Raw genomic sequence first — 25774 nt, 5'->3', positions numbered from 1 at the left:
CTTTGGGCGCGGAGCTCCTCGAGGGCCTGGCGGCCGTCGGCGAAGTCCTCCCGCGGCGTCTCCCGCCGCCGGCTGCCGGGCCGGAACCGCGGCACCAAGCCCTCGCACTACTCACGCAGCCGCTGCGGGTACGGGCCGTACTGTCCGACCACTCGATCGTCCGGCTCACCTCCGCCCGAGTGGAGGCCGGCGAAGAAGAAGGGACGCGGAACGGCACGCGCTCTCACCGTCGTTCGGGTCGGTTGATCCGTTCCCGTCTGCCGGCCGCTACGCCCGTCCTACGATGAGGTTCGTATTCGAGCCGGGAGGCTGCTGTGGGCGCCGTTGAGCACACTCCGGACTACCCGCCGAAGACCCCGCCACCGCCGAAACGCCCGGTGCAGCCGCAACGCCCGGACACCAGCCTGGAAGGCACAGCAAGGGCCCGGATGCTGGTGCGGAACCGGCGGTCGGCGAACTGGTCGCTGGAGACAGCCCCGTGGGCCCCGCGGAAGGCTTCAGGACTCGTCCTGGAGCGGTTGCACGCGTGGGGGTACCGGGAGGCCGACCAGATCGCGGCCGGGCTGACGGAGGCCTTGGTGCGTGCCGCGGTTGCCGATGGCGGACGGCGGGTGTCCGTGCACCTCGCGGACCGGCACCGGCAGGCGCTCGTCGTCGCCCTGTCGCACCGAACCGGGTTGACGGTCGTGAACACCGCGGTCCTGCCGGAGCTGACCGGACTGGGGGCCGTGTCGTGCGGGACGGACGCGGCGGAGGACGGGCGCAGGATGTGGGCGGTCCTCGACCTGTAGGTGGGACGGCGAGAATCTCTGGGTCCTCCGCGCGATCCCCTGGTCCTCTCCGCGCGGGCGGAGGTGAGCCGGTGGGGCCCTGGACACCGCCTCCGCCCCACCTGTGCGGGGCCGGAAGACCGAACCCGGGCGCTACGGTCCGGACAGTCCCCGGGGCCGGCCCGGAACGTCCCGCCCGGCAGCCGCCGTCGACCGGCCCCCGCTGCTACCGGAGCCGGTCGTCCGGGGTGTCGGGAACCGGCGCGTGGCCCTCTTCGGGCCATCGGCCGGCTCGGGTGCCGGCGAGGTGCCGAAGACATGGACGTCCGTTTCCGCGCAGACCACGAGGCGTCCGTCGGCGGCGAAGACCAGCGCGGTGACCGGTGCGCCGCCGGGCATGGCGAACGAGTCGGCGGCGTCGCACGCGGGAAGCGGCCAGGCCCCGGCGTGCGCCTCCCACACCGTCACCCGCCCGTCGCCGGCCCCCACCGCGCACAACAGCCGCCCGTCCACGACCCGTGCCGCAAGTGCGGTGACCCGGTTCGCCCGAATCGCCGTCGCGGACGTCTCCGGCTCGCCGTGCCGTTGTTCCCAGCGGGCCACGGTGACCGTGTCGGTGCCGTCCCAGGCCCGGATCACAGCGTCGTCGCATGCGATGAGGGCCACGGGGTCACCTCCCACGCGGACACAGGCAACCGCGACCGCCTCCCAGCCCTCCCGCAGCTCGTGGGGGTTCCGGTGGCTGCCGTCGCGCCACATCGCGGCCGAGCCGTTCGCCCGTGCGGCGACCACGGCGAGCGCTCCGTCCCCGGGAGCGCACGCGAGCGCCGTCACCGGAATCGGGCCCGGGCCCTGTTCGAGCCGGAGCAACGAGACACCGGTGATCAGGTCCCACACGTCCACGTGGTGCGTACGGCCGGCGGTGACGGCGACCGGGCGGCCGTCGTACCGGCCGACGGTCTCCGCCACGGGCCAGCGGGGCGACTGCCGGTCCATCGACATGCCGCTGGACAGGTCCCACACCTCCGCCGGGCGGTTGGCGGCCCGGGTCAACGCGAGCAGTCGGCCGTCGACGGAGGCGGCGGCCACGCCGGTGAATGCCGAGACGCCGTCCGTGAGCGGAGGCAGTGCGCTCGCCCCCGTGTCCATCCGCCAGATCCGAACCGTCCTGTCGGTGCTCGCGGTCACCACGTATCGCGACCGGTCCTCGCCCCCGAGGCAGGCCGCGGCCGTAACGGGCCGGGTATGGCCGGTGCTTGGTGCTCCGGGCGGCGCCGTTACGTCGCACACGTGCACGGACCCGTCCGGTGCGCCCAGAACCGCGGTGACGGCACCGTCGGTGTAGGCGTGGGTGTGCAAGGTGGTGAACGGCGGCGCCGACGTGGAGCCGGGTGCCTCGCCCGCCGCCTCCGCCTGGGAGGGCAGAGGCACCGCCGAGGAGGCGGTCAGCCGGCGGCTCTCAAGATCGAGCAGGTGTACGGTGCCGTCCTCGCAGGCCAGTACCGCCGTGGGACGGCCGTCCAGGACGGCGCACGACACCGCGACCGCCGGAGACCGCATCGGCATCGTGCGCACCTCGCGGGGCGGGCGCGCCCGCCGCAGCGACCAGATGCGCACGGCGGAGCGGTCCGCCGTCACGACTACGGGCAGAGCGTGCACCAGGGCGCAGCCGACCGAGTCGATGGCAGGACGGTTCGGGTCCGCCGCGGTCGTGGTGAGGATGCCGCTCGGCGGATCCCAGACGTACAGGACGCCCTGGGGGCCGCCGGCTACGACCAGGTCCCGCCCCCGGTTCAGGGCGGGGTCCTTCGCGCGCGGGTCCGCGTCCACGGTCACGACCGTCAGGCCGCTGCGGCAGCCGCCGGGCAACCGCTCCCGCCACGGCAGTGCCCTGGCGTCGGCGAGGTCCCAGGCCCGCAGCAGCCCGTCGGCCGACGCGCCCACCACGATCCTGCGTCCGTCCGTTTCGAGCGTGACGAGCGCCTTCGAGGGGGCACTGCTCCCGCCCACCGGTTCGGCCGTGCGGGTCTCTCCGGTGGTGAGGTCGTGCAGGTGAAGTGCACCGGTGGTGGTGCTGGTCACCAGCAGTCCGTGGCCGGCGAGCGAGGTCGCGGCCAGGGCGGTGACCTGCCGGCCCGAGACCGCGTCCGGCAGCGTGGCGGAGCGCCCCGTCGCGAGCGCCCAGGCCTGCGGCGGTCCGTCGCCGAGGGTGACGACGGTGGCCCGCCCCGCGGCCCTGACGATGGCTGCCGAGACGACCGGTCCCCGCCCGTCCGCGAGTCGCTGTACGGAGAGAGTGGTCGGCGCGCTGCCGGCGGCCGCCCACTGGGGGCGCCGGCGCCCCACCCGGCCGCCGGAGTTGAGACTCGTGAGCAGCACGGCATGCCGATACCTGGCGGCGTCGCATGCGAGGACGTGCCGGCGCTCGTCCCGGGTCATGTCCCGATGGAGGTTCAGGTGGGCGCGGTAGACGGCGACCGCCGAGCGTGCCTGCTCGGTCCGCGGGCCGTGCAGCCAGGGGGCGAGTCCGGCGGGGTCGGCGTGCACGAGGAACTCGCCGTCGGTGACCAGTTCGTCGAGTCGGTCCGCCGCCGCGGCCTTCGCCGCCAGATGGCGCAGGACGTACGGGTCGGCCGCATGCCAGAGCATCGTCCCGTCCGCGGCACGCGGCACCGTGCCCCGGAGCCGTACGTACCACTGGGTTTCGGCGTCCGGAGGCGCGTCGTGCCGGCGCAGCTCGTCGGCGAGCGCCTGGTGGTAGAGCCGGTACACCGACCGGTCGTCCTCGTCGAGAGCCTCGACGAGGTAGGGGCCGACGGCCTCGTGGCCCAGCAGCAACGTCAGCCGCTCCGCCGTGGCACCGGTCCGCGCGGGCCCGTCGGCGGCGAGGGCCGCCCAGATCGGGGCGAGAGGCATGCCGTGGCCCTCCGCGTACGCCAGCGGCAGCAGCAGCGTGCTGACCTCGGCGACCTCCGCCGGGGTCAACTGCTGTGCCAGTGCCCATCGGAAGGCGCGGCCGACCTGGGCCGCGGGGCCCGCCGCCGGGTCGCGAACGGGCAGCGCCAGCGGCTCTTGCGCGCCCAGCAGTCCGGAGGCGGCGACGGAGCGCGCCATCAGCCGGGCCACGAGGTAGATCGGGGCGGAGGCCCGCGCGATCTGGGCCGCGGCCGAGTCGATCGCGGCGTCCGGTACACCGGTGCCGCTCTCGGGCCCGAGCGGTGACCTGAGGACGCTCGCGGCGTACCGCACGAGGTCCTCGGGCTCGGTCCAGTCGGTGGACGCGAGGTCGACGACACGGGCGTACGGGGCGCCGTCCGCGACCGCGCCCGCGAGGTGGGGGCGGGTGCCCACGAGGAGCCGCAGCCGGGGTGCCGAGGCAACCAGTTCGGCGAGGAAGCGGGCGATGCGGCGCTCCTCGTCGTGGGCGACGCCCGATTCGTCGAGGGCGTCGACGACGACGGTGGCCGGGTCGTCGAGTTCCGCGAGACGTGCGCGCAGCGCCGTCTCGGTGGGCTCCGGGCAGCCGAACGCGGCGGCGAGCGCGGAGACGACCTGCGGCAGCGACAGCGCGCGGGCGTGCAGGGCGACGGTGACCGATCCGGAGGGCGGCGCCGTGCCGGGGGTGACGGTGTCGGCGGGGACGATGCCGCGCGCGTCGTCGTCGGCCAGCGCGACGAGCCGGCCCAGCACCGCGGACTTGCCCACTCCCGGAGGGCCGGTCACGACATACAGCCGGGCGTCGTTGTCGGTCCCTCCCCGCAGCCAGCCGGCCAGGCGGGTCAGCACGCGGACCCGGCCGGTGAAGTAGTGCCCCGTCTCCTGGACGGTCTGCCGGCCCGTGCCGCGCGGCGAGAAGTGCTCGACCAGGTCCTTGTAGCGGCGCTGCCGCTCGGCGGCCCCGTAGCCGGACGCCGCCTTGAGCCGCCGTACGAAGTGCCGCTGCTCGGCGACGTCGAGGTCGCGGTCGATCAGGTCCAGCTCCGGCACGTGGAAGGGGTTCCGGAAGAACCCGGTGGCGGTGTCCCCGCGGACGGTGTCGTCGCACAGCTGGGCCCAGTCCGCGTGGTGGTCGACGCCCCGGCGCCGGAACTCGGCGTTGAGCGCGCCGGTGAGGTCGGGCAGCGAGATGTGGCTGGCGCGGCGGCCGAGCCAGCTCTCGTCGCCGAGGACGTGGGCGAGCGCCGCGCTGAACGCGCCGTCCTGTGCTTCCTCGGTGATCCGGGCTGCGCTGAGCACACCGAAGGACTTCAGGAAGCGGTGGTCGGTCTTCGGCGCGTGGGCGACCGCGTGCTTGGCCGCGACGGCCCAGGTGAACGCGTCCACGGCGCCCTGGGCCGCGTAGCAGGCGTCGATGACGAGCAGAATCCGCCGGACGCCCTTGCGGGCTGGCAGTTCCACGAGTTGACGGGTGCTGAGGGCGGTGATCCGGACCTCGGCCGCACCCGGATCGGACTCCGCGCACATCAGGAAGTGCTCCTGACCGTCCGCCTGTCCGTGACCGCTGTAGTAGACGAGGAGGGCGTCGTCGTTCTCGAAGCCCTCGGGGATCCAGTTCAGCAGCGGCCGCAGGACGTCCAGAGGGCCGGTCGGGTCCATGCTGCCCTCGGGTGAGAAGGGCACCGGTTCGTACCCGACGCCGGCGAGCGAGCCCAGCACCCTGGGCAGGTCGTCGGCGACCTGCGGCAGTTCGGTCAGTTCCTCGTGCGCGTAGTGCGCGGTGCCGAAGGCCAGCACGTACCGCCTCGGCTCCATGGCCTCCGTCACCCCGCCCGCAGCCCCTCGCCGATCGCCGCGCCCGTCTCCCGCGCCGTGAGATGGCGCAGCAGGTCGTGGACCTTCCACCCGTTGTCGACCGGTACGTCGCGCAGCACGCCGCCCTTCGCGGCCCCGGCGGGCCGGAACAGGTCGGCGAGCTCCTTCACCGAGGCCACCACGTCGTGCCGGTCGGCGAGGTTCGTCCAGTGCGTCAGGCCGGCCGGCCAGTGGCCGCGGCCGGCGACGGGGGCGGGGCGCAGCCTGTCGTGGACGAGCGTCGGCATGCCGAGCGGGGAGCCGAGGGTCACCAGGGTGCGGACGGGCCACTCGGGGTGGGCGCAGAGGGCCTCGTACGCGACGACGGAACCGAGCGAGTGGCCGACGAGCACGGTCGTGTCCGGCTCCACCCGGTCGGTGACCGCCTCGATCGCCCGGGCGCGTACGGCGTCCTCGCCGAAGTAGCGGCGGACCTGCCGGAGCACACCGAGCAGGAACCGCTCCGCCACGGGTCCCGGAAGGAAGGGCGAGCGCAGCAGGGTGTTCATGGCGCGCTGCAGGACCTGCGGCGTCGGTGCCTTGGTGCCGGTCCGCGGCGCCTGCCCGCGGGCCGCCGCGTCCGCCCACGCGAGGAACAGTTCCTGCTCGTACGGATCGGTCACGTCGTCCACGGAGAGCGGACCCGACGGCGCGGCCTTGGCGCCGGGGGTGCGGAACACGTTGCCGTAGAAGGCGACGTCCACGTCCTCGACCGCCGGCACCGTGTCCGCGGGCACGTCCCCGGCGTTCGCGGCCGTCTCGACGCCGTCCGCGACCGCGGCGGCGACAGGCGCCTGGAGGGTCCTGCGACCCAGATACTCCTGACCCACCCCGTGCACGACCACGACTCGCGCCATAACGGCCCCCTGTCCCCGTTGTCCGGACAGCCATGATCTCCCCAAGTCGGGTCCCGGGACAGCCCGTTCACGTACTCAGTCCAGTCGTGAGGTACCCAGTGGACTGGGGTACGCGACCATGCCCCTACCGGAAGAACACGTTCGGTCAGCGCATGGTCGAGGTCCGACAGGTCCGGTCGGGACCGGTCGCTCCGGGCCCGCGTCTCCGCGCAGCACGCGCCGCTCGCGCAGCTCCTCGGACGGGAGGTGCCGGGCTTCGCGACCGGGTGGTTCGGCGGCCGCTCAGAGGTGACCGTCCAAGAACATCCGTACCTCCTCGATGGTCATCGGCCCCGTGCCGTGTGCCACCGACTCACCCTCCTTCAGCAGGAGGCAGGACGGGGCTCCAGTGACCCCGTATCGCTCGGTTGCCGCCGGGCAACGCGTGATGTCGGTGCGGACGACCGTCAGGCGGCCCGCGTAGTCGTCGGCGACGTCGCCCATGACGAGGTCCATCACCCGGCACGGCTCGATGGCCTTGGGCCATGCCCCGGTGAAGTACGCGAGGACCGGAACCCCGCTCATCCCTAGGATGAAACTGAACTCCGCGTCCTCACGAGGTCGGTGAACCCGCTGTGCCATGGAAGCTCCTGACCTCACGTTTCGTATGCCACCCCATCATCCCTCGCGCGGTGTGCCGGCTCGGCCACGGTCGCTTCGTCCAGCTGGATCGGCCGGCCCGTCGCCTCCGGTGGCCCGGCCCGGCGGCCCTGGCGGCCACCCGGCCGCAGCTCCACGCGCGCTCGTTTGCCTGGTGTTGCCAGGACTGCTCCATCCACGACGACATGAAGACCGTTCTCACGGTCTTGGCGGCGTGGCGCCGGGAGCGAGGGCCGATTCCCGGCCGCTCGCGGACGCGGCGGTATACGGGTGACGCGTCAGCCGCCCCGGAGACCGACTGCCAGCGTCAGCTCAAGGACCCGCTGTGGTGACGCGAGATCGGGAAACAGCTCCCGCAGCTGCGACATCCGGTAGCGGACCGTCTGGGGATGGACGAACAACGCCGCCGCGACCTCGTCCCGCCGCCCCTGGTGCAGCAGCCACGCCCGCAACGTCTCCTCCAGCCGTCGTGCGGTTGCGGCGGGCAGGGTCTGCAAGGGGGCGAGGGCGCGGGCGCGCAGGTCTGCGAACGCGTCCACGTCGGCGCTGAGCACCAGTTCGGGCAGGTGGTCCTCGGTGTCGCGAATATCGGAGGAGAGGGAGCGCGCACGTACGGCACGTGCGTACGAGGCGGACGCACGCGTCCATGGACGGGCCGGGCCGACCACGGCGGCGCGGTCGGTCAGCAGCCGCAGGAGGCGTGACCGGTCGGCATCGGGAACGAGGAGCACACCGGTGGCATCGGGCAGATCGTCGAGGACGAGGGTGCTCGGGTCGAGTGTCCGGTAGGCAGGTCGTGCCTGGGCGGCGGGCAGCAGGACGGCGGTCAGCGAAACGGGGGGCTGCCACCTGGCCCGTTGACCGGAGGCCAGCAGCACGTCCGGGCTCGCGCCGGCGAGGAGGTCGCGGGCCAGGTGCTCCAGGTGGCGCTCGTGGGCTCTGCCCCGGGCGGCCAGTTCGTCGGCGTGGCCCGCGGCGCTCGCGGCGGAGAGCTCGTCGATGTAGGCGAAGGTCAGCTCCGCGAACTTGGCGACCTCGGCGGCGGGCAGACCTGCGGGTACGGCACCCGCTGCCAGGCAGCGCCAGGCGACGCGGGCGCCGACCCGGTAGGCGCTGAGCAGAGCGTCCATCGAACGGCCGTCGCGCACCTCGCCGCGGCCCAGCTCGTAGGCGGCGTCACCGGCGTCGCCGCCTGTGGCGGCCCCGCTCGCGAGGTCGAGGTAGTGCCCCAGCGCGGTGCGGACGGCTCTGCGGATGGTGGCGCCCATGCGACCGGAGAGGGCATTGGCGTAGGGAGGGACCTCGTCGATGATCGCCTGGACGACTTCGTCGGCGGTGGTCCTCAGTGCGGCCCGAAGGGCGGTGACCGTCGTTTCGTCCAAGGCGAGCTCGCTGGCTCTCCGGATTGCATAGCTCATTTTTTGTTCCCTGCGAACAATTCTGCCGACCAGATTCACGTCTTCCGGTCAGGACTTTACGCCGTGGGGCGCAGCAAGCTGGGGTCATGACGAGTGCAGCCCTCCGCAGTAGGGCGTGGAAACTGCTGGAGATGGTCACGACGCCGCTGCTGCCGTCGGACTACCTCGACCTGGTCAGCCCGCTGCGTGCGGGCGCTGACCTGTGTGGGCGCATCGAGGCCGTGCACTCCGAGACGGGTGACGCCGCGACTGTCGTGATCAGGCCGGGGCGGGGTTGGCGCGGCCACACGCCCGGTCAGTACGTGAGGGTCGGGGTCGACGTGGACGGAGTGCGCCTGTGGCGTGCCTACTCCATCACTTCGCCGACAGACCGCCGGGACGGCCGTATCACGATCACCGTGAAGGCGATCCCGGACGGCAAGGTCAGCACGCACCTGGTCCGCAGGGCGAAACCGGGCACGCTGATCCAGCTCGACCAGCCGACCGGTGACTTCGTGCTGCCGCAGGCCAAGCCCAGCAAGGTGCTCTTCCTCACGGCCGGCAGCGGCATCACGCCCGTGATGGGCATGCTGCGCGACATCGAGTTCGACGACGTCGTCATGGTCCACTGCGCGCCACAGCCGCGCGATGTGATCTTCCGCGCGGAACTGCACGGCCTGGTCGCGGACGGGAAGCTCCGGCTCACCGAGGTGCACACCGACACGGACGGCAAGCTCGACATCGCCCGTCTCGACGAACTCGTGCCCGACTGGGCCGAGCGCGAGACCTGGGCCTGCGGGCCCACAGGCCTGCTCGACGCCGCCGAAGAGCACTGGACCGAGCACGGCGTCCATGAACGCCTGCACACCGAACGCTTCCGCCCCGGCATCGTCGTCGCCGGCGACGGCGGCGAGGTCACGTTCAGCACCACCGGCAAGACCATCGACGCGGACGGCGCCACGCCGTTGCTCGACATCGGCGAGGAGGCAGGCGTGCTCATGCCCTCCGGGTGCCGCATGGGCATCTGCTTCGGCTGCGTCACGCCGCTCAAGGCGGGCGCCGTCCGCGACCTGCGCACCGGCGAGATCACCGAGGCCGAGCCGGGCGTCCTCATCCAGACCTGCGTGTCCGCCGCGGCGGGCCCCTGTGACATCGAACGGTAGGAGCACCTTGACCGCCATCGACCCCACCGCCCACCTGACCGCGGAACAGATCGAGGAGCTCGGCCGCGAGCTGGACGCGATCCGCGACGAGGTGATCGCCGACCGCGGCGAGAAGGACGCCGCCTACATCCGTAAGGTCATCTCGGCGCAGCGCAAGCTGGAGCTGGTCAGCAGAGGCGTCTTGCTGTTCTCGCTCTTCCCGCCCGCGTGGCTGCTCGGCACCGCCGGACTGTCCGTGGCGAAGATCATGGACAACATGGAGATCGGCCACAACGTCCTGCACGGCCAGTGGGACTGGATGCGGGACCCGAAGATCCACTCCACCACCTGGGAGTGGGATCACGTCTCGCCGTCCGATCAGTGGAAGCACTCGCACAACGAGCTGCACCACACGTACACGAACGTGATCGGCAAGGACAACGACCTCGGCTACGGCATCATGCGCGTGGACGAGGACCAGAGGTGGCACCCCTTCCACCTCGGCCAGCCGCTGTGGAACTTCCTCAACGCCTGCTTCTTCGAGTACGGCATCGCAGCGTACGACCTGGAGCTCGGCAAGAACCTCAGCAAGCGCCGCCGCAAGAATCCGGAGTTCCGCGCGCGGGCCAGGGCCGTCGGCCGCAAGATCCGCAAGCAGGTGCTCAAGGACTACGTGATCCACCCGCTGCTGTCGGGCCCCTCGTTCCTCACCACACTCGCCGCCACGTTCACCGCGAACCTGGTCCGCAACGTCTGGACCCACTCGGTGATCATGTGCGGGCACTTCCCCGAGGGCGTACAGGTCTTCGAGAGGCGGTCGATCAAGGGCGAGACACGCGGCCAGTGGTACCTGCGCCAGATGATGGGCTCGGCGAACATCAGCGGCAGCAAGGCCCTGCACTTCATGACCGGCAACCTGTCGCACCAGATCGAGCACCACCTGTTCCCGGACCTGCCGAGCAACCGGTACGCCGAGGTCGCGGTGAAGGTGCGGGCCCTGTTCGAGAAGTACGAGCTGGAGTACGTCACCGGCCCGCTGCCCAAGCAGGTGTTCTCCGCGTGGCACAAGGTCTTCCGGCTCGCGCTGCCGAACAAGCAGCCCAAGGCCACGACGCCGGACCGCGAGCAGGATCTCGTCGCCGCCTGACTCCCGGTACCGGTCGGCCTCTTCGGCCGTACCGGGCTTCCTGGAGGAATAGACCGCGCCCGGCGACCTGCACGACACCTTCCGGCCCGGGCGCGGCGGCGCAGCCTCCCGCTGCCATGAGCCGGAGGTGTCAGGATCGGGGCGTGGACCCGCTGCGCACCTGGTCCAGCAGCCCGGCAGGGTTCAGTCGATCTCCTTGATCACGCGGGCGGGCACTCCCGCGACCACGGTGCCGGCGGGAACATCACGGGTGACCACCGCACCGGCAGCGATCACCGCACCGGCTCCGATGGTCACGCCCTGCGTGACCACGGCAGCCGCTCCGATCCAAACGTCGTCCTCGATGACGATCGGGGCGTAGGAGAGGTACTCGCGGCGCTCGGCCAGGGGCAGTGGATGGCCTCCGGTGATGAGGCTGACCTTCGGGGCGATCATGACGCCGTTTCCGATACGGATGCCTCCCCTGTCCATGAAGGTGCATCCCTGGTTGACGAAGACGTTCTCCCCGAACGTCGTGTTCAGTCCGTGCTCGGTGAAGAACGGCGGGTAGATCATCACCGATTCCGGCAGTGGGCCACCGAACACAACAGCAAGCAGTTCCGCGCGACCTCCGCTGTCGCTGAACGTAAGCGCGTTCAGCCGGGACGTCGCATCCGTCACCTCCACGATGCGCTCGACATGACGCGTGAATTCAGGCGTCTGGACATACATGACCTGCTCGGTACGGGTGGACATGGACTGATCCCATCACCGTGCGGAGCACACGATCAAACAACCCTGCGCCACTCGGATACAACCAACGGTTGTGGAATCAGCGTGGATGTCGACCGCATGTGCCGTGGAATCCGTCGACGGAGCACGCAGGCCGGGGCCCGAGTGTCAGGAGACCGGGCCAAACCGTCGTCATCCTGCGCGGCCACGCCTTGGCCATATGATCCACACAGCACGAGAACCCGGACTTCTTAGCCCACCACCGGGCCTCTCCAACACACTTCAGGTGTACACCCCGCCCTCAAGGGTGTCGAAAAGTTCTACCCATTCGCTGTACTCATGGGCGAACGGCAGCGGGTCGACGAGCCGGATCGCGTCGTGGATGGCCCCGACTTCCCGCTTCCGGCGCTCGGTGGGGAAGACCGGAGGAGACCGGAACCTGTCAACAGGGCGCAGAGCCCGGAGACCGTCAGGCCCGCGCCGATCGACGTGAGCGACAGGCCGGTGAGCGAGTGGACGAACAGCATCGTCAGCGGCACGTATACGCCGTCGCCGATCGAGCTGACCACGCTGGCGGCAATGAGTCGGCGCCGGGTACGAACGCCGGGTTCAGTGGAAGTCAAGCGCACCGCGACCCCGCTTCGGCCCGGCGAACGCTCCCATCCCGGCCAGGGTCCGAGGGGCCTGGAACAGCCGGTTCGCTTCCTCGCCTCTCGGTACGGCGGTGAGGACGGGGCCGAAGAGGCCGACGCCGTTCACGGCGACCACGGGTGCCCCGGCCTCCTGGCCGGGGCACTTCCTGGCCGGCCCGGTGGCCGGCGCGCGGAGCCGTGTCGAACGCGTCGGCATGCGCGGCCTTGCCTGGGTCACTTCCCGATGGCTGCTCGAAGCCGAACGGCTTCAGCCGATCGGCTTGACCTTCCGGATCATGAGTCCGTCCGCGCTCAACGAGCATCGCGAACCCGACCTCTGGTAAAGCGAGTTCAACGACCGGCCCTGGGGCCCGGCCCGGGTGCGCGAAGGGGCAGGTGGCATCGGAGTGGAGCACGCGCGGGACGGCGGTACGAGGGACAGTGAAGTCTTCCATGGAAGCTAAATTACCATCCGTGGAAGATATAGTGGCGGCATGCAGAACGACGCCATCGCCGCCATCGTCGAACAGTGGGAACACGAGCGCCCCGATCTGGACGCGGCGCCGATGCTCGTCATCGGCCGACTCTTTCGGCTCACCGGCGGGCTGGACCAACGACTGCGCCCGCCCTTCCAGGCCGCAGGCCTGGGTGGCGGTGACTTCGATGTACTGGCGGCGCTCCGGCGTTCGGGGGAGCCCTACGCACTGTCCGCAGGCGAGCTCAGCCGCACCGTCCTGGTCACGACCGGCGCGATCAGCAAGCGGGTCGACCGGCTCGAAGCCCGTGGCCTGGTCAGCAGATCCGTCGCCGAGAGCGATTCACGCGGTCGCCTCGTCACGCTCACCGTCGAGGGCGTGGAACTGACCGACGAGCTCATCGCCGTCCACCTGGACAACCAGCGTCGTCTCCTCTCCGGACTCAGCGCGGACGAGCAGACGCAGCTCGCCGACCTGCTCGAACGGCTCGCCTCGACACTGCCCTAGGGCGTGTTTCGAAAGTCCCGCCTGCTCGGCGACGCCTGGCACGCACGCTCGCCGCGTTGTCGGGATCACCCCGATACATCCAGTATCGGGGCGACCCTCCGCCTTGCGATCGCACGCACCAGACGCCGCCGAGCCCGCCCTCCGGGCGGACGGCGCTACTTTCGAAACACGCCCTAGGCACGCCCGGATGCTCTTCGAGTCGACCACACTGACGGACGATCTGCTCCACGAACCACCGCCCACGACCAGCACGATCACCCCGACCGGCCGTCACACCAGCCCTCTGACCCGCAACTTCAAGTTGGCGGAGGCTCAGTTCCTTCGCGGCGGGTCCGACAGCGGCCCGAGCACCAACCGCCAGACCCGACGCCGGGGTTCGCCCCGCGCGAACCGGACCGCTATCCGGGCCATCGGGCCCTCGAACGCCTCCTGCCGGCGGGCGGGCTCTACGCTGTGACCCCAGCAGTCAACCGTCTCCACAGCGCGTCAGGGTCGCGCAGCGTCTGCCTGCCGTCATGTGTCTGGAGGACTTGTGCGACGTGGCGAAGTCTGGTGGGTCCAGTTCGACGAGCGGAGGCTGGTCGTACTGCTGTCGGGAGACGACCCGTCCGGGATCCGGGTGATGCAGGTCGTCGCTCCGGCAGGCGTCGACATCAGCGGTCTGGCCATCGAAGTGACGGTCGGCGCCGGTGAAGGGCTGCCCTTCGAAGGCGTACTGCGGCTCGCGTTCCCGCATCCGGGCATCACCCCGTGCACGTGGCTGACCACGGTGTCCCGGGACGACCTGATAGAGCGGGCGGCCGTCCTGTCCTCCGTGAAGCTCAGCGAGCTTGACGACGCCCTCCGACGCGCTGAACAAGCGCAGGAGCCGACCCCGGCCACGACCGCGCAGCTCAGCGGGATGAGGGATGCACTCCGTCTCGGTGAGCGCGGGTAGGCGGGGAAGGAACCGGTGCCCGCGACGGCGTGGGCGGTCTCGGGCGAGCTGATCGACGCCGGCCATCTGCCGCACCCACTCCCCCGCGACGTGTGGCACCGGCCACGCGGCGGCCCCGGTCGGTGACCCGGGTCGCTGAGGGAGACTGAACTCATGAACGACATCGTCTTCACGCGCCGGAGCGGCTGGATACCTCATGTGATCCGTGAGGACGGTGAGCTGAAGTTGATGCTCGGCGCCGGGGCCGACGCCAACCATGACCCCCGTGAGTTCGCGTTCTCGATCACGGAAGCCCATCTTGCGGTGATCCGGGAGGACCTGGCCAGACACCTGCTGTTGTGGTGTGCGGTCCTTCCGCTCTGCGACGCCGCCGGAACCCGGGGCCGGCTCGACGAGGAGGCTGCCGTCGCTCTCCTGGACCCGGTCCTCCTCTCCGCGCCCGCGGACGTCGACGCGCTCTTTCAGCGCATCCAGTGGGACAGAGGTCGGCTCATCGCCCATGGGGCCGACATCGATCTGCTCGAACGCGGTCAGGTCTGCGCGGCGATGCGCGCGGCGACGGAGACCTCCGACGGGAAACGAGCACAGAAGTACCACGCGGACCGCCGTCGCACCGAACGCGGAACAGTTCTCGGTCCGCTCGACGCCGCGATTCTGATGTACACGGGCCAGTATCTGCACGGCGCGACGGTTCCGAGGCGGATACCCGGGGCCGTCGACCCAGCGCCGCTGCTGCCCGATGTCATGCGTGTGATCGCCACCGCGGAGCAGGCGTGCGCCGGGATGCGGATCGGCCGCGATCCGCGGCGGGGAAAACGCGCCACGGACAAGCGTGACTGGGATCGGATGGCGGCGGCGGTCGACGCGGCCGTGCGCCGAGCGCACCCTGAACTCGTCGATGACGCGGTGCGTACCGTGAGCTTTCTGATGTGCTCGGAGGCCGCGGAGCGCTCCAGGAGTGCGCCCTTGGAGGACGACGAGCAGGATGTCGGCGACCGCGCCGCCTCCGGTGGGCGTGAGGGCAGGACGATCCTGTCGTTCACCGACGACAAGGGCCTGGAGAAGAAGTGGCTCCCGGACGGTCCCCGCGCTGCCACCGCGGAGTTCTGGGAGTTCGTCGCCGACCGCTCTGCCGCGGACAACGAGGTGTTCACCCTTGAGGACGAGGAGAGGGGCGAAGGGATCCAGCTCCACTTCTACGCGGACTCCATCGCCCGGATCACGACGGTGACCGAAGGCGAAGGCGGGTCGGATCCGGAGTACCGGGTCGAGTACAGCCTGGTCGACGGGATCGGCGGGTACCGGAAGCTGGTGAGCGCCTTCGTCCGTGGCGGTTGCGCCGCCCTCGAACAGCACGGCTCCTGGATGTCGGATGTCGCTCAGTTCGAGCGAGCGCGCCGGCGGCGCGGCACCGAGTAGTCGACGGGCGGAAAGTGTCCGTCGTCGTTTCCGGAGAGGGCCGGAGCGCGCCTCTTCCGCCGGACCGGGCCTCTCCTCGGGCTCCTCGGCCGACGGCCCCGCAGACCACGTCGTCGGCCGGTGCGGCCCCGGCAGGACTCCACGCCGCGGCCGCCTCGCCTGGTCGGCATGATGATCCGAGAGATGCTGCCTGACGGCCGGGAACGGCGACGGGAACCTTCCCCGGATGCACGGGGTGGCCGCCGAAGAGGCTAGTTTGCTCGGATGAGTCTTCTCCATGATGTGGCCGAGCGCGATGGCTGGCGCTGCTGGGTGTGCGACGAACCGGTCGACCCGGACAAATCGGTGAACGATCTGCAAGGGCCGAGTGTCGACAGTCGGACCGCCGACCGGAAGGCCAAGGTCGCCGAGCGGCTCGCGCACCGCGGGTGCAACTCCCGCAAGGGTGCGGTCAAGGTATCCGTCGCCTGGCCGGACCGTCCCTACGTGGCCGAACCCGCGCCGCTGATCACTGTCGCCTCGCGGCTGGAGCGCAAGGGAGGCCGTGAGATGGTGGGCCGTTGCCCGAGCCGGCAGGACGCCCAGGAAGCGGCGGACTGGCTGGTGGACCGGTTCTCCCGACTGGTACCGGGGCTGCCGGTGACCGCCGACATCGAGCAGGGCGGCGGCCAGTTCCTCCTCGTCCTTTCCGCCGGCCGCCGCTGAGCGGCAACCGTCTGACGACCGTAAGGCGCGGGCCGGGCCGGTCATGAGTGCGTCAGTCGCGGATTCCCGCCGCGCGCAGTCTGCTGCGCACGTTGTCCCAATCCGGCGCGATCGTCTCGGTTGGGCTCATGCCGACGCTGCGGTTCTTGAAGCCGCTGGAGGTGGAGACGCAGACCACCGGGCCGTCGAACGCGTCGAGGTTGTCGGCGGTCCGCAGTCCTGCGAGTCCGGCGGCGCTGGAGAGTTCGGTCCACAGTCCGACACGGGCGAGCTCCTGCTGGGCGGCCAGCAGCTGTGCGTCACTGAGTTCGAGAACCTGGCCGCCGCTGTCCTGGATGGTGACGACGCCTCGGTAGCCGCTGACCGGGGCGACGATGGAGTACGCCTCGGTCTGCCCCACCGTGACGTGAGCCGCGGCTACGCCGCGCCGCATGGCCTCGGCCAGCGGCGCGGCGGCGATCGGCTGGCACGCGTACATCCGTGGCAGCCGATCGGTCAGGCCGAGGCGCCGCAGTTCGGTGAAGCCCTTCCAGATGCCGAAGAGGAGTTCGCCGTACGACGTGGGGACGAACACGGCCGAGGGGACGCCGAGGTCCTGGTGGATCTCGTAGGCGATGGTCTTGTATCCCTCGGGGCCGAAAGCGTGTCCGGTGTGGGTGGTGGTGAGGCTGCTGACCGGGTGCAGGCCCGTCCGGTCGACGATCCGGCGCATCAACGGCCCCCGCTCTTCCCAGGGCACGGGCAGGATCACCGGCTCGTAGGCGTGCAGGAAGGAGTCGACGGCGGGCGGCAGTTCGGGGCCCGCGACCACCACGCAACGCAGGCCGGCACGGGCGGCGTAGGCGGCCGCGGAGGCTCCGTGGTTGCCGGACGACGCGACGACGATTCCCGGGGCTCCGGCGGCCACGGCAGCGCTGACGGTGCTTCGGTTCATCCGGTCCTTGTGGCTCCAGGTGGGGTTGCGCGACTCATCCTTGATGAAGACCCCGGTCTCGACCTCGATCAGCGGCGTTCCGCCTTCGCCCAGCCCCGGTGCGGCGAGCGGCGGCAGCAACGACGCCCAGCGGTCCAGCCCGTCACCCCGGAACGCGGCGGTTGCGGGGGCGGTGGCGAACATGACGGGATCGACCCGGTCGTAGGCGTAGTCGACTTCGACGGGATAGGAGACGCTGTCGGTGCTCGTACGCGGACATCCGCTGGTCATCGGTGGCCACAACGGGTAGCTGATCGTGGGATCGCCCAGCGAGCGCTGAAGGGTCGCCAAACTCCGCTCCGTCGTCACCACTTGAGCCTATCGATCGGAGCGGGCCTCCGCCGAGGGCGGGTGCGGCTGCTCTCCTGTGCGGCCGAACTCCGGTGTACAGACCGACACCGTCGTGCGGCCGACGCCATCATGCCGGTGGATGCGACCACTTCGTCCTCCGCCCAGGGCTGCCGCGGAACCGTCGGACGCCCCTTGAGAGCCTCTCCGTGCTGGGCGGTGGCGGTACGTTTCGTCGCGTGAACACCACGAGCGCACGCGATGCTCGTTCCTGGCCCTCGTGTTCACGATCGAAGCGGGCCGGAGAAAGTGGTGTCGGCGAGCCGGGTGTGCGACTGCGGCTGATCGCCGACCGGCCGGTCGGCGATCAGCCGGACGAGCAGCGCGCACGCCGCGAATCCGGCTCCGAGGAGGCTGGAGCCCGTCCAGCCGTACGTCGTGAAGATCGCGGTGGTCGCCGCCGCGCCGAGGGCGGAGCCGAGTGCGTAGAAGACCATGTAGCCGCCGATGACGCTGCTCAGACGATCCGGGTATGCGGCGGTGAGCACATGCTGATTGCTCACGTGGACGGCCTGGACCGCGAAGTCGAGGGCGACGATTCCGATGATCAGGAGCCACAGGGACCACGGGAGCTGGGCGATCGCCGCCCAGGAGAGGATCAGCAGGGCGAGCGCGAGGCCGCTGACCCGGGCCGCCCGCCCGCCGTCCGCCCACCGTCCGGCGCGCGCCGCGCCGAGTGCGCCGGCCAGGCCCGCGATGCCGAACAGTCCGATGTGGGTCTCGCTCAGATGCCAGGGGCCGCCCGCAAGCGACGTGGACAGCCCGCTCCACAGGGTTCCGAACGATGCGAACAGGAAGAACGCGATGAGGCCGCGCGTCAGGAAGGTGCGCTGCCCCAGCAACCCGCCGAGTGAGCCGACCGCCTCCCGGTACTTCGCGGGCGACGTCGCACGGGTGTCCGAGGGCAGGACGACCAGCACCAGGGCTGCGAGGCCGAGGGAGAGCACCGCGAGCACGACGTAGACGCTGCGCCATCCCCCGATGTCGGCGAGCGCGCCGGCAGCGATCCGTGCGCCCAGGATCCCGACCACGACTCCCGAGGTCACCACCCCGATGTTCCGCCCGCGTACGGCGGGAGGGGAGACCGACGCCACGTGGGCGACCGCGATCTGGACCACGACCGCGAACACCCCGGCCGTCGCGAGCCCCGCGAGCGCCTGCCACCCGGCCGACGCCCATGCCGTGAGCATCAGCCCGGCCGAGGTGATCGTCAGGTGCACGGCGATGAGGCGGCGCCTGTCGACCACGTCGCCCAGCGGCACCAGCAGCAACAGGCCCGCCAGGTAGCCGAGCTGACCGGCGGCCACGAACCATCCGGTGAGTTCCGGCGGCACGCCGAGGTCGCGTCCCATCGGCTCCAGGACCGGCTGCGCGGCGTAGACGCCCGCCACGGCGACACCGCACACCACCGCCAGCAGCACTCGATGCCATGCGTTCATCGCAGCCCCATTCAATCAGTAGCATATTGCAACCGTTTTGACGGTACGGCATGATGGTTTCAATCAGCAACTCATCGGGAGGCGTCATGTCAGGTGCACCCCAGGGCGCCCCGGACCCGCGGTGGTCGGACCCCGACTGCCCCGTCGCCCGCACCCTCGACCTCGTCGGCGACCGCTGGAGCCTTCTCGTCATCCGTGACGCGATGGACGGCGCGGCCTCGTTCACCGAGTTCCAGCGGCGGACGGGCATCGCGCGCAACATCCTCACCGACCGCCTCCGCAAGCTCCTCGCCCACGGGCTCCTCGCCCGGCGCACCGCCTCATCGGGCCGTCGCCAGGAGTACGTGCTGACCGACTCCGGCCGCGCCCTGTTCCCCGTCGTCCTCACCCTGCGCCAATGGGGCGAGCGGCACGCTTTCGCGCCGGGCGAGGCCCACTCCGTCCTGGTCGACCGGCACGGCGACCCCGTGCCGGACCTCACGCCGGTCGGCGCGGACGGCACGCCCCTGGACGCCGACTCCACCCACGTACAGAAGACCCCGTAGCCGCCGACGCGCCCGGGGCAGGTGTGCGGGTCAGTCCCGGAGCGGCAGCAGCCGGGGTACGGCCCGGACGTAGACGACCATGCCGATGACCTCGACCAGGGTCTGGGCGACCACGACCACGGCGGCGACGGCCAGCGCGTCCGGCAGCGCCAGGGCGAGGGGCAGGACGACCAGGGAGTTGCGGGTCGCTCCCGTGAACACGATCGCCCGGCCGGCGGGGGCGTCCAGGCGGAACAGACGGGCTACGCCGAGCCCGGCGAACGCCATCACGACGAGGAAGAGCACGAAGAACGGCACGACACGGCCCACGTCCCCCAGGCTGCCGGCGTCGCCGAGCTTCGGCACCTGGGAGGCGACCACGGTGAGCAGGACGGCGGCCATCAGCGGCACCATGGCCGCGCCCGTCGCATCGGCGGCCTTCTGTCCGGCCGGGCGGCGTGCGGCCCACGCCTGGGTGAGCCAGGCCAGCGCGAGCGGGACGGCGATCAGCACGGCGAACGCCTCGACGAACGGTCCGGCCTCCACCACGTCGGCCAGGTCCGGGCCCATGAACAGGGACAGATAGACCGGCAGGAGCACCATCTGGGCGAGGAGCAGCAACGGGGTGGCGGCGAGCAGACGTTCGCTGCTGCCGCCGGCGAGACCACTGAAGACGATCACGTAGTCGATGCAGGGCGCCAGGAGGACCAGCAGCACGCCGAGGCGGACCGCCCGGTCGTCCGGGAGGAAGCCGAACATCGCGGCCACCACCAGCGGCACCACGACGAAGTTCACCACCAGCGTCGCGGCGAGGAAGGGGCCCGCCCGCACCGAGCGGACCAGCTCGGCGGCGGGCACCTGCAGAAACGTCACGTACAGCAGGGCGGCGAGCACCGGGTTGATCGCGTGCTCCAGGCCCGGTCCCGTACCGGGCGCCGCCCAGCCCACCAGGCCCCCGGCGGCCAGGGCGCCCACGTAGACGGCGACCTGGTGACGTTCCATGGCCGCGACCGGGCCGGATGGCGACGACAACGTACGTACTCCTTGTTCGGGAGGAAGAGGAAAGGGAGGGGGGCCGGTACGTCCTCCACCCGATGAGTTCTCCCGTCGGACGCAGTCTGTATCTGTGTCCACCCACCGGATTCGTCCAGGAGAGCATCATGACCGCCACCTACACCTTCGACGTATTCTCCAGCCTCGACGGTTTCGGCTCCTACAACGGCGACGGCGACTGGGGCGGCTACTGGGGCAAGCAGGGCCCCGAGCTGCTCGAACGCCGGCTGTCCCTCTACGGCGAGGATCAGCGCATGGTCTTCGGGGCCCACACCTATCGGCAGTTCGTGCGGCTCCTGGCCCCGGGCACGAAGGAGTCCGGCGTGGGTGACGCGTGGGTCACGCGGATGCGGAGCCTGCCGGCGACGGTGGTGTCGACCACGCTCGAAGGGCCCCTCGACTGGCCGGACGCGACCGTCGCGCACGGTGACGCCGTCGACGTCGTCGCCCGTCTCAAGGAGGAGTCCGCCGTGCCGTTGCGCTCGCACGGCAGCCTGTCGATGAACCGGGCGCTGATGGCCGCGGGCCTGGTCGACCGCGTCCAAGTGACGCTCTTCCCCGTCATCACCGGCCGGACCGGTTCGGAACCGGTCCTGCGGGGTGCGGCCGACTTCGACCTCGAACTGATCGGGAGCCGGACGCTCGACGGCCGCACCCAGGAGCTCACCTACCGGCCCACCCCGCACTGACCCCGCACCGGCCTGCGCGGATCCACTCGGTCCTGTGCCGAGGCGCTCGCCCCGGGGATCGCTGCCTGCCGAGCCTGGCAGGAAACTCTGAATGGTGATTCACTTCATCCATGGCCTACCGCAGGACCCCAGCCGAGGCCCGTCGGCTCGAAGCCGCCCGGGAGCATCTCGTCGCACGCGCCACCGAGGTCGTGGCGGAGGTCGGCTGGGCGCAGGCGTCCGTGACCGCTGTGGCCGACGCGGCCGGGATCGCCGCCGGCTCCGTCTACCAGCACTTCTCGTCCAAGTCGGCGCTGGCCGTGGAGGTGTTCCGACGCGCCGCGCGGCGCGAGGTGGACGTCCTGGGCGAGGTGCTGGAGGGCGACGGCGATCCCGCCGAGCGGTTGCGCCGAGGGGTGGAGGTGTTCGCCCGCCGCGCCCTGGAGAACCACGGTCTGGCGTACGCGCTGCTCGCGGCGCCCGCCGAACCGGCGGTCGGCGCGGAGCGTCTCGCCTTCCGGCGCCGCTACCGGGCGCTGTTCGCCGCGGTGATCGACGAGGGCGTCACCGCGGGCCTGCTGCCGGACCAGGACGCGGAGATCACCGCCGCCGCGCTGACCGGAGCCGTCGGCGAGGTCCTCGTGTACCCGCTGAGCACCTCGGCCGCGTACGACACCGACCGGCTCGTCACCCGCCTCTCCGCCGTGGCCCTGCGCTGTGCGGGCGCGGCTCCCTGACCCTGCCGCGGCGGCCGGGCGCGGACCGCGCCCCCTCGTCCCCGTACCGCCGTCCCCGTACCTCATGGGCCGCACCCCGCCGTCCCGACTCCCGGAGGAGCACCGATGCCCACGCCTACCGCACCGCGCAGCAACCCGACCGCCGTGACCCACGAGGTGACGAACCAGCCGCCGCCGCTCACCGGGCACGACGCCGCCGACGACGCGGTGCTGCTCGAAGGGATACGCCGCGAGGGCGCCGCATGGCACCTGGACGACCTGCACCGCTTCGGCCGCTACGTCGGCGGCGAGGAGGCGCAGCACTGGGCCGACCAGGCCAACCGCCACGAACCGGAGCTGCGTACCCACGACCGCTACGGCCACCGGATCGACGAGGTCGAGTTCCACCCCGCCTACCACAGCCTGATGGACGCCTCGGTGCGTGCGGGTCTGGCGGGCGCCGCCTGGGCCGACGGGCGCCCCGGGGCCCATGTCGCCCGGGCGGGCGGTTTCATGCTGGCCACGATGCTGGAGCAGGGCCATCTGTGCCCGGTCTCGATGACGTACGCCGTCGTCCCGGCACTGCGCCACTCCCCCGACCTCGCCAAGACGTACGAACCGCTCCTGACCAGCCGGGTGTACGAGCCCGGGCTGAGCACCCCCGCCGCCAAGCGCGGCCTGCTCGCCGGCATGGGGATGACGGAGAAGCAGGGCGGCACCGACGTGCGCGCGAACACCACGGCCGCCGCCGAGCAGGCGGACGGCACCTGGCGGCTGCGCGGGCACAAGTGGTTCACCAGTGCGCCGATGAACGACCTCTTCCTGGTGCTCGCCCAGTCGCCCGGCGGCCTGTCGTGCTTCCTGGTGCCACGCGTGCTGCCGGACGGGAGCCGGAACACGTTCCGGCTCCAGCGGCTCAAGGACAAGCTCGGCAACCGCTCCAACGCCTCCAGCGAGCCCGAGTTCGACGACACCGTGGCCTGGCTCGTCGGTGACGAGGGCAAGGGCGTGCGCGCCATCATCGACATGGTGACGATGACCCGGCTCGACTGCGTGCTCGGTTCCGCCGCCGGCACCCGTGCCGCGCTCGCGCAGGCGGCCCACCACGTGCGCCACCGCTCGGTGTTCGGTGCCCGGCTGATCGACCAGCCCCTGATGCGCAATGTCCTGGCGGACCTGTCCCTGGAGTCCGAGGCCGCCACGACCCTGGCCCTGCGCCTGGCGGGGGCCGCCGACCGTGCCCACCGGGGCGACCAGGGCGAACGCGCCTTCCTCCGGCTGGCCACCGCCATCGGCAAGTACTGGGTGTGCAAGCGGCAGCCCGTGGCGGTCGCCGAGGCCCTGGAGTGCCTCGGCGGCAACGGGTACGACGAGGCGTCGGGGATGCCGCGGCTCTACCGCGAGGCACCGCTCAACGGGATCTGGGAGGGCTCCGGCAATGTCAACGCCCTCGACATGCTCCGGGCGTTGACGCGGGAGCCCGCGTCGCTGGAGGCCTTCCACGCCGAGATCGAGGCGGCGGCCGGAGCGGACGCGCGCCTCGACGCGGCCTGGCAGGAGCTGCGCGCCGACCTCGCGCGCACCGAGGACGCGCAGCTCCGGGCCCGCCGGGTCGTCGAACGGGCCGCTCTCGTACTCCAGGGCTCACTGCTGGTGCGTCACGCGCCGGCGGCGGTGGCCGACGCGTTCTGCGCGTCGCGCCTCGCCGGGGACCAGGGGCTCGCCTTCGGCACGCTCCCCGCGGACACTGACTTCTCGGCGCTGCTGGGGCGGCTGCCGGCCTGACGGGGCGGGGCGGGCAGCGCGGGGCGGGGCAGCGCGGGGCGGGGCGGGGCGACGAAAACCTCGCCCCCGCCCGCCGGGGGGGCCGTTTCGGCGGCCCGTTGTTGTTCCGTCAGGGGGCTTCGGTTACGTGGCGGAGGTAGGCGTCCAGCTCGGCGGCCCCGGCCAGCATCGCCCTCCCCCGGACGGCCAGCCGCGCGTGCCAGTCGCGCAGGGCGGCCGCCAGCGGCTCCAGACCGCCGGCCGCCCGCACCTGGGCGATCAACGGTGCGATCTGGTCAAGACGGTAGCCGCCCCGCCTCAGCTGGTGGGCCAGTCCGGCATCCCGTACGTCGGCCTCGGCGTACACCCGGTAGCCGGTCCTCGGGTCGCGGCGCGGGGTCACGAGACCGGCGCGCTCCCACTTCCGCAGCGTGGCGGGCCCGATACCCAGCCTTCCCGCCAGCGGCCCCACGAACATCCCGCCGGGGCTCGACGCGTCGCCAGGTGCGGGCGCGGCGTCGGGGCCCAGATCGCGCAGCGCTCCCTCGACCGCTTCCAGCGTCCGGCGGTCCTCAAGGAGCTGGGCGTGGCTCTCGTCGACGATACGGAACGCCTCCTCCGGATCGTCGCGGTTCACCGCCCGCATGATCGACGCCGCGGTCCCGTGCCCATGACCGGGTACCAGCGCGAGGAACGCCGCGAGGGCGAGCGCGTGCAGCGGTGCGTAGGTGCGGTAGCCGTGCGGTGTGCGCCCGGCGGCCGGGAGGATCCCCGCCGCCTCGTAATTCCTGATCGCCTGCGTCGACAATCCGTGCCGGCGGGCCAGATCGACGGGCCGGAGTCGGCCTGCTGTTTGAGGGTTCTGCCTCATGAATGCAACGGTATCGCGTAAAAGTCTCCACCGTTGGTTCAGCGATACGGTTGAAGCCATGGCTGACGACATCAAGGACATCGCCCACGCCGTCGACGCGGCTTCCGTCATGAGGCTCTTCGCCTCCCCGCCCCGGATACTGACTCTGGGCGAGCCCACCCACGGAGTGGACGCCCCTCTCCTGCTCCGCAACGCGCTCTTCCGGCAGCTCGTCGAACGGGAGGGCTACCGGACCGTCGCCATCGAGAGCGACTGCGTGGCGGGACTGCTCGTGGACGACTATGTGACGACGGGCGGCGGCTCGCTCGACGAGGTGATGGAGCGGGGGTTCGGCCACGGCTTCGGGGAGTCGGGGGCCAATCGTGAACTGGTCCGCTGGATGCGCGCGTTCAACGACGGCCGGCCCGCGTCCGACCGGGTCCGCTTCGCCGGCTTCGACGGCCCGCTGGAGATGGCGTACGCCGCGAGCCCGCGCGAGGCGCTCACCTCGCTCCACCGCGTTCTCGCCGACCACGTGGACACGGGCCTGCTCCCCTGCACCGCCGAGACGCTCGACCGTCTGCTGGGCGCCGACGACCGGTGGACCGACCCCGCGGCGATGCTGGACCCGTCCGCGTCCTTCGGCCGGTCGGCCGAGGCCGGGCAACTGCGCCTGCTCGCCGACGACCTGGGGGCTCTGCTCGACGCGTGGACGCCCCACCTGATCGCGGTGACCTCACGGGACGCGTTCGACCGGGCCCTCCTGTACGCACGGGCCGCCTCGGGGCTGCTGCGGTACCACTTCTGGATGGCGGACGCATCACCGAGCCGGCTGTCACGGCTGACGGGGCTGCGGGACCAGATGATGGCCGCCAACCTCCTCGCGCTCGCCGAGCGGAGGCCCGTTCTGGTGCACGCCCACAACAGCCATCTCCAGCGGGACGTGAGCTCGATGCGGATGGGCGGCCGGCGGCTGGAGTGGTGGAGCGCGGGCGCCGTCGTCAACGCCCGCCTGGGCGAGGGGTACGGCTTCCTGGCCACCGCCTTCGGCACGATGAGGCATCAAGGGGTCGACGTGCCGCCGCCGGACACCCTCGAAGGAGCCCTGTACGCGCTCCCGGAGGAGTCCTGCCTGATGGACGCCTCCGAGCTGGCCGACACCCTCGGCGCCACGGGCTCCGTCCGGCGCACATCCCCGTACTTCGGGTACGCCCCGCTCGACCCGGGGCACCTGGACCGTATCGACGGAGTCGTGTTCATGAAGGACGTCCCGGAGGACTGACGACGCTCCCTACGCCCCTCCCCCGAG

Annotated in this window: 23 protein-coding genes; 13 read left to right on the top strand and 10 right to left on the bottom strand. The window is 71.6% G+C overall.

Annotated elements, in window-relative coordinates; translation table 11 throughout:
* Positions 1-314 precede the first annotated feature (314 nt).
* A complete protein-coding gene (locus OG245_RS35860) occupies positions 315-791 on the top strand; it encodes a hypothetical protein (protein WP_371627506.1) in 477 nt (158 codons plus the stop codon).
* A 132-nt stretch (positions 792-923) separates the two neighbouring features.
* On the opposite strand, the gene OG245_RS35855 is transcribed toward OG245_RS35860, so the two are convergent.
* The 4 genes from OG245_RS35855 to OG245_RS35840 all read right to left on the bottom strand — a co-directional run bounded on the left by OG245_RS35855 (position 924) and on the right by OG245_RS35840 (position 8475).
* Complete coding sequence (locus OG245_RS35855; protein ID WP_371627505.1) at positions 924-5522, bottom strand: hypothetical protein; 4599 nt, start codon at positions 5520-5522, stop codon at positions 924-926.
* A gap of 8 nt (positions 5523-5530) precedes the next feature.
* Complete coding sequence (locus tag OG245_RS35850; protein ID WP_371627504.1) at positions 5531-6418, bottom strand: alpha/beta fold hydrolase; 888 nt, start codon at positions 6416-6418, stop codon at positions 5531-5533.
* Between the two features lie 282 nt (positions 6419-6700).
* Complete coding sequence (locus tag OG245_RS35845; protein WP_371627503.1) at positions 6701-7039, bottom strand: thioredoxin family protein; 339 nt, start codon at positions 7037-7039, stop codon at positions 6701-6703.
* Positions 7040-7335: 296 nt separating this feature from the next.
* Positions 7336-8475, bottom strand: coding sequence for a PucR family transcriptional regulator (locus OG245_RS35840; RefSeq protein ID WP_371627502.1), 1140 nt, complete (start codon positions 8473-8475; stop codon positions 7336-7338).
* A 131-nt stretch (positions 8476-8606) separates the two neighbouring features.
* Here OG245_RS35840 and OG245_RS35835 point away from each other — a divergent pair, with 131 nt between their 5' ends.
* Together OG245_RS35835 and OG245_RS35830 are read left to right on the top strand one after the other, a co-directional pair.
* Positions 8607-9617: a ferredoxin reductase gene (locus tag OG245_RS35835; protein WP_371628084.1), complete on the top strand. Its 1011-nt coding sequence runs from the start codon at positions 8607-8609 to the stop codon at positions 9615-9617.
* A gap of 7 nt (positions 9618-9624) precedes the next feature.
* Positions 9625-10743 carry a fatty acid desaturase gene (locus tag OG245_RS35830; RefSeq protein ID WP_371627501.1) on the top strand — a complete coding sequence of 373 codons (1119 nt, stop codon included), beginning with the start codon at positions 9625-9627 and terminating at the stop codon, positions 10741-10743.
* Between the two features lie 183 nt (positions 10744-10926).
* Here OG245_RS35830 and OG245_RS35825 read toward each other — a convergent pair whose 3' ends face one another.
* Positions 10927-11454, bottom strand: a complete 528-nt coding sequence (locus OG245_RS35825) for a DapH/DapD/GlmU-related protein (protein ID WP_371628083.1) — start codon at positions 11452-11454, stop codon at positions 10927-10929.
* Positions 11455-12063: 609 nt separating this feature from the next.
* Positions 12064-12303 carry a hypothetical protein gene (locus tag OG245_RS35820; protein ID WP_371627500.1) on the bottom strand — a complete coding sequence of 80 codons (240 nt, stop codon included), beginning with the start codon at positions 12301-12303 and terminating at the stop codon, positions 12064-12066.
* On the opposite strand from OG245_RS35820, the gene OG245_RS35815 reads away from it, so the two are divergent.
* From OG245_RS35815 to OG245_RS35795, 5 genes are all read left to right on the top strand, one after another.
* Positions 12302-12430 (top strand): hypothetical protein, encoded by a 129-nt coding sequence (locus tag OG245_RS35815; protein ID WP_371627499.1) that lies wholly within the window; start codon positions 12302-12304, stop codon positions 12428-12430. The two genes, OG245_RS35820 and OG245_RS35815, sit on opposite strands and share 2 nt — an antisense overlap.
* 150 nt (positions 12431-12580) lie before the next feature.
* Entirely contained in the window at positions 12581-13069 is a 489-nt protein-coding gene (locus OG245_RS35810) for a MarR family winged helix-turn-helix transcriptional regulator (RefSeq protein WP_371627498.1), read from the top strand.
* A 532-nt stretch (positions 13070-13601) separates the two neighbouring features.
* On the top strand, positions 13602-14006 hold the full coding sequence (locus OG245_RS35805; protein ID WP_371627497.1) for a type II toxin-antitoxin system PemK/MazF family toxin: 405 nt from the start codon (positions 13602-13604) through the stop codon (positions 14004-14006).
* 153 nt (positions 14007-14159) lie between these two features.
* Complete coding sequence (locus OG245_RS35800) at positions 14160-15425, top strand: DUF6357 family protein (RefSeq protein ID WP_371627496.1); 1266 nt, start codon at positions 14160-14162, stop codon at positions 15423-15425.
* Between the two features lie 264 nt (positions 15426-15689).
* Entirely contained in the window at positions 15690-16130 is a 441-nt protein-coding gene (locus OG245_RS35795; RefSeq protein WP_371627495.1) for a hypothetical protein, read from the top strand.
* Between the two features lie 52 nt (positions 16131-16182).
* Here OG245_RS35795 and OG245_RS35790 read toward each other — a convergent pair whose 3' ends face one another.
* Positions 16183-17334: a pyridoxal-phosphate dependent enzyme gene (locus tag OG245_RS35790; RefSeq protein ID WP_371628082.1), complete on the bottom strand. Its 1152-nt coding sequence runs from the start codon at positions 17332-17334 to the stop codon at positions 16183-16185.
* A 341-nt stretch (positions 17335-17675) separates the two neighbouring features.
* Positions 17676-18890: an MFS transporter gene (locus tag OG245_RS35785; protein ID WP_371627494.1), complete on the bottom strand. Its 1215-nt coding sequence runs from the start codon at positions 18888-18890 to the stop codon at positions 17676-17678.
* 86 nt (positions 18891-18976) lie between these two features.
* Here OG245_RS35785 and OG245_RS35780 point away from each other — a divergent pair, with 86 nt between their 5' ends.
* Positions 18977-19435 (top strand): winged helix-turn-helix transcriptional regulator, encoded by a 459-nt coding sequence (locus OG245_RS35780; RefSeq protein ID WP_371627493.1) that lies wholly within the window; start codon positions 18977-18979, stop codon positions 19433-19435.
* Between the two features lie 30 nt (positions 19436-19465).
* Here the strand turns inward: OG245_RS35780 and OG245_RS35775 are convergent, their stop codons facing one another.
* Complete coding sequence (locus OG245_RS35775) at positions 19466-20416, bottom strand: arsenic resistance protein (protein ID WP_371628081.1); 951 nt, start codon at positions 20414-20416, stop codon at positions 19466-19468.
* Between the two features lie 158 nt (positions 20417-20574).
* Here OG245_RS35775 and OG245_RS35770 point away from each other — a divergent pair, with 158 nt between their 5' ends.
* The 3 genes from OG245_RS35770 to OG245_RS35760 all read left to right on the top strand — a co-directional run bounded on the left by OG245_RS35770 (position 20575) and on the right by OG245_RS35760 (position 23636).
* Complete coding sequence (locus OG245_RS35770) at positions 20575-21156, top strand: dihydrofolate reductase family protein (protein ID WP_371627492.1); 582 nt, start codon at positions 20575-20577, stop codon at positions 21154-21156.
* Between the two features lie 110 nt (positions 21157-21266).
* A complete protein-coding gene (locus OG245_RS35765; protein WP_371627491.1) occupies positions 21267-21872 on the top strand; it encodes a TetR/AcrR family transcriptional regulator in 606 nt (201 codons plus the stop codon).
* Positions 21873-21977: 105 nt separating this feature from the next.
* The gene (locus tag OG245_RS35760) at positions 21978-23636 is read left to right on the top strand and encodes an acyl-CoA dehydrogenase family protein (protein WP_371627490.1); all 1659 of its coding nucleotides are present in this window, start codon (positions 21978-21980) and stop codon (positions 23634-23636) included.
* Between the two features lie 109 nt (positions 23637-23745).
* On the opposite strand, the gene OG245_RS35755 is transcribed toward OG245_RS35760, so the two are convergent.
* Positions 23746-24486 carry a TioE family transcriptional regulator gene (locus OG245_RS35755; RefSeq protein ID WP_371627489.1) on the bottom strand — a complete coding sequence of 247 codons (741 nt, stop codon included), beginning with the start codon at positions 24484-24486 and terminating at the stop codon, positions 23746-23748.
* Positions 24487-24544: 58 nt separating this feature from the next.
* Here OG245_RS35755 and OG245_RS35750 point away from each other — a divergent pair, with 58 nt between their 5' ends.
* A complete protein-coding gene (locus OG245_RS35750) occupies positions 24545-25747 on the top strand; it encodes an erythromycin esterase family protein (protein ID WP_371627488.1) in 1203 nt (400 codons plus the stop codon).
* Positions 25748-25774: the final 27 nt, after the last annotated feature.

Origin of the sequence: Streptomyces sp. NBC_01116, assembly GCF_041435495.1 — a bacterium.
Lineage (GTDB): Bacteria > Actinomycetota > Actinomycetes > Streptomycetales > Streptomycetaceae > Streptomyces.
This window is presented reverse-complemented; position numbering and strand designations above follow the sequence as displayed.